General features: G+C 49.7%; 4 protein-coding genes and 1 pseudogene. 1 reads left to right on the top strand and 4 read right to left on the bottom strand.

Annotated elements, in window-relative coordinates; translation table 11 throughout:
* The 4 genes and pseudogenes from KJ970_13905 to KJ970_13890 all read right to left on the bottom strand — a co-directional run.
* On the bottom strand, positions 1-3,360 hold a 3,360-nt coding region (locus KJ970_13905), incomplete at its 3' end, for a hypothetical protein (protein MBU2692009.1).
* A pseudogene (locus tag KJ970_13900) lies at positions 3,352-3,471 on the bottom strand (hypothetical protein). The gene KJ970_13905 and the pseudogene KJ970_13900, both read right to left, overlap by 9 nt.
* Before the next feature lie 54 nt (positions 3,472-3,525).
* Positions 3,526-3,942, bottom strand: a complete 417-nt coding sequence (locus KJ970_13895; GenBank protein MBU2692008.1) for a hypothetical protein — start codon at positions 3,940-3,942, stop codon at positions 3,526-3,528.
* 544 nt (positions 3,943-4,486) lie between these two features.
* On the bottom strand, positions 4,487-5,116 hold the full coding sequence (locus KJ970_13890) for a transcriptional regulator (protein MBU2692007.1): 630 nt from the start codon (positions 5,114-5,116) through the stop codon (positions 4,487-4,489).
* Here KJ970_13890 and KJ970_13885 point away from each other — a divergent pair.
* A partial coding sequence (locus KJ970_13885) for an ATP-binding protein (protein ID MBU2692006.1) occupies positions 5,110-5,261 on the top strand: 152 nt, incomplete at its 3' end. The genes KJ970_13890 and KJ970_13885 overlap by 7 nt on opposite strands.

Genomic DNA, 5,261 nt, shown 5'->3' with positions numbered 1-5,261 from the left:
GAGAACGAGAGGCGCCGTGTTTATTCCATCCGGAACGCGCTTCGGCCACTCGTCATTTTCTGGCAACCAAGCATAGTCTGAACTGGTTGTGGCTTCACCTCCGCAGTCCAATCTATCGCATGCTTTTACCATGAAAGTGTACGGGATTAAATCATCGCTTTCGTCCAGAGGCTCTATTCTCCCTCCGTTGATGTGAGTCACCTCAAATCGAGTCGTTGAGTCGGCAACACCTAGAAATTCATTTTCACCTTCTTCAGGAACATGGAAAATCAAATACCGATTCGCCTCCTCTGGCGCGTCCCACCGAAGAATAAAGGCGCGACCCGCCGAATCCAAGCTCAGGGCAGTGGGCGGATCAATCTGGCTCCCATGAGAGCCACCCCCATCAATATATGCAGCGATACAGGGGTGGACATTCCTAGGATAGGTTCGGATTTCAAGATTATATGTCGTTGATACTATTTCTTCGAATTCATCTGCACAAAGAACTACTGAGTCCACAGCAACCGCTAACGAGCCGGGCTTCATCTCTGAAAAGCTCGCGATACTATCCAAGACTGAAGCATTCCCACTTGTCTTGTGGAAAATCACCATAATACTTTCGGCTTGGGCACCACCCAAGTTGCGGATCATTGGCCGCACAATAGCCGATGTATCACATCCCATGACTAAATCTCCGAATTCCCAGTCCACCATTATCGGATCGGTTATGGGTGCGCGAACAAGCGAAGAGAAGTCACTGTGGGACCACTTTGTCGAATTGAAATTGGCCGTCGATGTGAAGACCATTGTGGATTGATCTGGTACCTTTTCAGTGAGACTGACTTCGAACGACCGACCAACCGTATCATTTGGCGCTACACTTCGAGGCATTGTCCCACCTGAACCAGTCACATCAACCCATTCTGGTGATTCGGCTGTAAAATACAGCATATCTGGCGTCAGATCGCCATGAAACTCGAACCAAATTGAATCGGCGCTCCAATAATAATCGTCCAGCCCCTCGCCTGTCATAGAAACACTAGAGAACGAACCGATGGTTTTTAAGATTCCAGTAAAAACCGTATCTGCCGATGCTGATGGCGAAGTGGACTCCACCACATATTGGCCGGTGGCGCTAGTTCGCCAGATTTCCAATCGTTCGCTTGTGAGGTCAGAATACGCAGGTTCCCCCTCAATTCGCAGACCCTCCCAACTCAGGGGCAGACGAAAAGTGTCCGCGGTCGCAGGTGGATTTCCACTATATTTTCCAATGTAGGTCGTCTTCGGCCGGAATTCCTCATTGATGTCCAAATCAAAAAGAATCCTCGGTGTCGGCCAGAGATCTAAGCTAGGGGAGGAGGCTGCTGCATCTCCACGGTTTCTGAAGATGACTCTTACATTCGCAGTCTCTCCAGCCTCCAAGATTCCATCGCCATCTCCCCCTGGAGAGGAATCATCCAGTAGATGATGATCATAAGCGAGAAAAGCGGGTGTTGTAGTAATGTCGAGTGTGTCTGCAAGTGGTAGATGATTATGCGTAACGACGGATAGGTGGATTCCGAGCGTGTCCAAAACAGGAAATCCATCGAAGGAAACAAGACCTGCAGAATTGGTGACTTTCACGCCATATGCCAAGTCACCTTGCTTCAAGCAGACAATTGCATTTGCCACGGGGATTACTGTGTTTTTCTTCCGCACAGTCACTGTGATCTTCTGTGCTCCAAGACTGGATATTTGATTGGGATTGATTGTTGCTTCGATCTCTGTAGGAGTTTGGGTCCAAACCTCCATGGCTGGGTCACCCAGAAGAGGCATGATATAAGCCCATTTGTTGTCAGTGAGAATGGGATAAAGATCGTAGTCCACGTCATTTTCAACAATTGACAAGATCAGAGCTTCACCAAGTGATGGTGATGGACTTCCTCCCACGATGTTATCCAAAGTTGTCTCCGTAATTTTAGACGGATAATTCAACCCGCCAGGAGATTGAATTTTGCCAACATAAGCGACAGCGCCTCCGTTGGGGGCAAGGAGGAATTTTTCGCTCACGGAATGCATGTCAAATTCATTTGTCAGGCTACCAGAACTAAATATGATCGAATAGCGTGGCTCGGAAGCAGAATTTTGCAATTCATAGGCTTGCTCCGCGGTAAAATCTTCAATTGATCGCCATTCATTATTCAGCCAGTTTACGCAGAGGCCATCCCATATGGCATTTGCCGTTGAATCTAAACATCCCGCTGCATATGGCGAGCCATCAACTGTTGGATTGCCAAGTTTCTCCCGTTCCGAATGTTCAACATGCCACACAAAATGATACCCATCATTGAGTCGGTCTTTCAATTCATCTGTATCCCAGGAAATTGCCGGCTGCCAAGCATAATCCAGCGAATCTTTTAAATCATGGTAGCATTGGATTAAGGAAGCATCACATTGTTCGGCATGAGACGGTATCATTGCATAAAGACGTTCAATGTCACTCCAGTTATAAGGCGACCCATCGAGAACACGGAGAATGCGCTCAGAAGCTGTATAGCCACTACTAAGACTATCGCTTGGGTTCATAGAGTTGGTGGGGCCAGCCACAAAGAGAGCTGATTGATAATAATCCGAAGGTAATGACGGTGGATCAAGATAAGCCTGAATCTTTTCTGTTATGACCTGGGCGTCCAGGGCGCTTCGACATGGCACCCGTCCAATCCATATTTGGGGGAAGCCTGAATCAAAATGTACAATACTATCGGGAGCCGCATCGTTATTGTTCTCCCAGAAATAGGCATCATCGTTGAGATTCCAATCTCCAGTGAACACCGAATAGTAGATATCGGCCGGGGGATCTAGGCGATTATGGTCGCCTAGATTTGGTCCACCCAATCTACGGGTGGGCACGATATCGGTATCGCCTCCCAACAGGACCCACTTTGTACCCCAATCTTGAGCAGCGTGGTGAATGAACATTTTGATGCTCTCAACTACATCGAATGATTGGTATTCAGGATTCGCAATAATCTCGCTTACAGTCTTGACGATAGTAGGTAATCCCCTGTCTTCAGTTTTCCAGTTCGCATAGTTCTGGAAAATCTCGACCATATTTCCAATACGCTCTCCTGCAATTGTGACACTGTCCGTGATGATAATTTGTGCAGGAGCTGGTCCATCGAGGGATGGCCAACAAGTAGGTTCTCCGCCATAAGGGGATCTCTCGGATCCTTGGATCATATAATTATTAGTATTTTGCTCACCGCGAGGGTAAAACAGGTCGAAAAGTAGGGGATTTTCCACTAGATTCCGGATCCACGCCACTTCTGTTTTTAGGCGGGTATCGCGGGCTTCAGGTCGACGGATTCGAAAGACTTTGGCATTTTCTTCCGGAGACATTCTCGCAAGCTGAACTTCCAGGTTCACATTTCGGGCTATTAAGAGCCGTCGTTGAGATGGCAAGTATCGAAGAGGATATAGTACAACTTTTCCCAGGTGATAGCCGCGCATAAAACCATCTTTGACAACAAGATGAAATTGCTCCGGATATGCATTCTCGGAATCCTATGTGGGCATGTCGGGGTCAATCCACTCCGTTCCATCATCAGATTGGATTGGGGTGGGAAGGTAGGTACCCGGGAGTGTATCCCACCTGGCGACGGTCACATCCAAGCGTTCGATCTTCATCTGATCGGGTAGAATAAACCACTTGCCGAGAATGGGGAGTTGCGGATGACCGATCCGTCTTTGACTATAATCCTGCTCGGCTCCCTCATAAGTGATTCGATCGTAATCTCCTATCGACTCAATATGAACCAATCTGGGATCAAAATCATAGTCAGTGCCAACATTCGGCGATGGACCATCCACGGCATAGGAAATGCCCAGCAAAGCAAATGTGCAAACGAAGCAGATTTTAAAAATTAAAATTCCTGGAATGCAATTCGGGTTCAATGTGCGTCTGTCTCTTGTATTGCTCATTGTTAAGCTCTCCTATGTTTTCTGACTCTTCCGTTCACGAAGTTACGTCCGGAACGACGTTGGACATAAATTCCAGCATGAATGGACGTAAGTTCACGGTGGAATTAGGCCTTCTCCTTGACCACGATCAGTTATCGATCATTCCCATCCATGGAGATCGAAGGTCTGAAGACCCAAATCGCAATTTTCTTGAGTACCTTTGATGTCAACTGCTGTGTTGTGAGAATCGATCCATGGGAGGAGATAGGATAATCCACTTCCCCAGTGCCGGGATGAATGGATCCTTGCTTTCTTCGGTTGCGATGATGGTGCGGCCGCATCTCCACCTCCGCCTGAATTTGTGATTTCCCCGGGGAACGGCTCCGTCTATCTCTGTTATTAGGCCCGGGTGCGATCTGCAGGGAGGATATGCCAAGTTTTAATTCGGGTCAATTCCAAGTAGGCGATGGTCGGTCGTGTAGGAATTTGAAGTCACTCGATCCGCCGATATTCGTACTGATGGCGACACAACCAAACGGCCCAGGTAGCAGGCCTCGCTGCCGATTCAGGGCTCTGCTGCAGACGTTTCAATGCCTAGCACACTGCGCGTTTGCCTGATTTTTTCCCCCTGCGGCTGGATTCGTCCAAGCTCCCACCTGGAGAGCGTGTCCTGACTGACCCCGATCTGTGCCTCAGCTTCTGCCTGGGTCAGTCCGAGCGCCAGCCGTCGGGCGCGGAGGCGATCCCCCAGGGGAGCACCCTCCGGCGGCTCGGGGATGCTGAGGATTTTGGCGAGGCGGGCAAAGAGCCGGGGACGGGGGCGAAATCCGAGTCGTTCCCATTTCTGGATTGTCGAGGGATCGACCCCGATCTTTGCTGCCAACTCCTCCAGTGATAGCCCGAGTCCCTGGCGGAGCTGTCGGATCCGCTCAGGAAAAGTGTCGGCCTGTGGGCGGGGATCGTACCCAAGGAACTTGAGAACTTCTGGCAACGCATGAAGGTCCGGGGCAACCCTTCCGGCCTCCCAATTGAAGATAGTTGTCTTATTAACCCCCATCATCAACGCAACCTCCTGTTGGGTGAGTCCGAGGTCTAACCGGCGCTTTCGGACATGATCCCCGATGGTCTGGAGTTCTGTAGGATATGCTCTATCAAGGGGTTTCGGCGTTCGGAGAGTGAGATCACAAAATGGCAACGCAGGGATGCCCTTGCGGACAAAGCGGCTCCAGCGATTCAAGCCGGAAGCCGTGCCGCTGCTCGGAAGGGCAGAAACACCGCTACCTCAACCGCATCTCCGGCCCCCTCATGGATCGTTTCGACCTGCATGTGCATGTCTCTTC

This window comes from Candidatus Eisenbacteria bacterium (assembly GCA_018831195.1).
Lineage (GTDB): Bacteria > Eisenbacteria > RBG-16-71-46 > CAIMUX01 > JAHJDP01 > JAHJDP01.
This window is presented reverse-complemented; position numbering and strand designations above follow the sequence as displayed.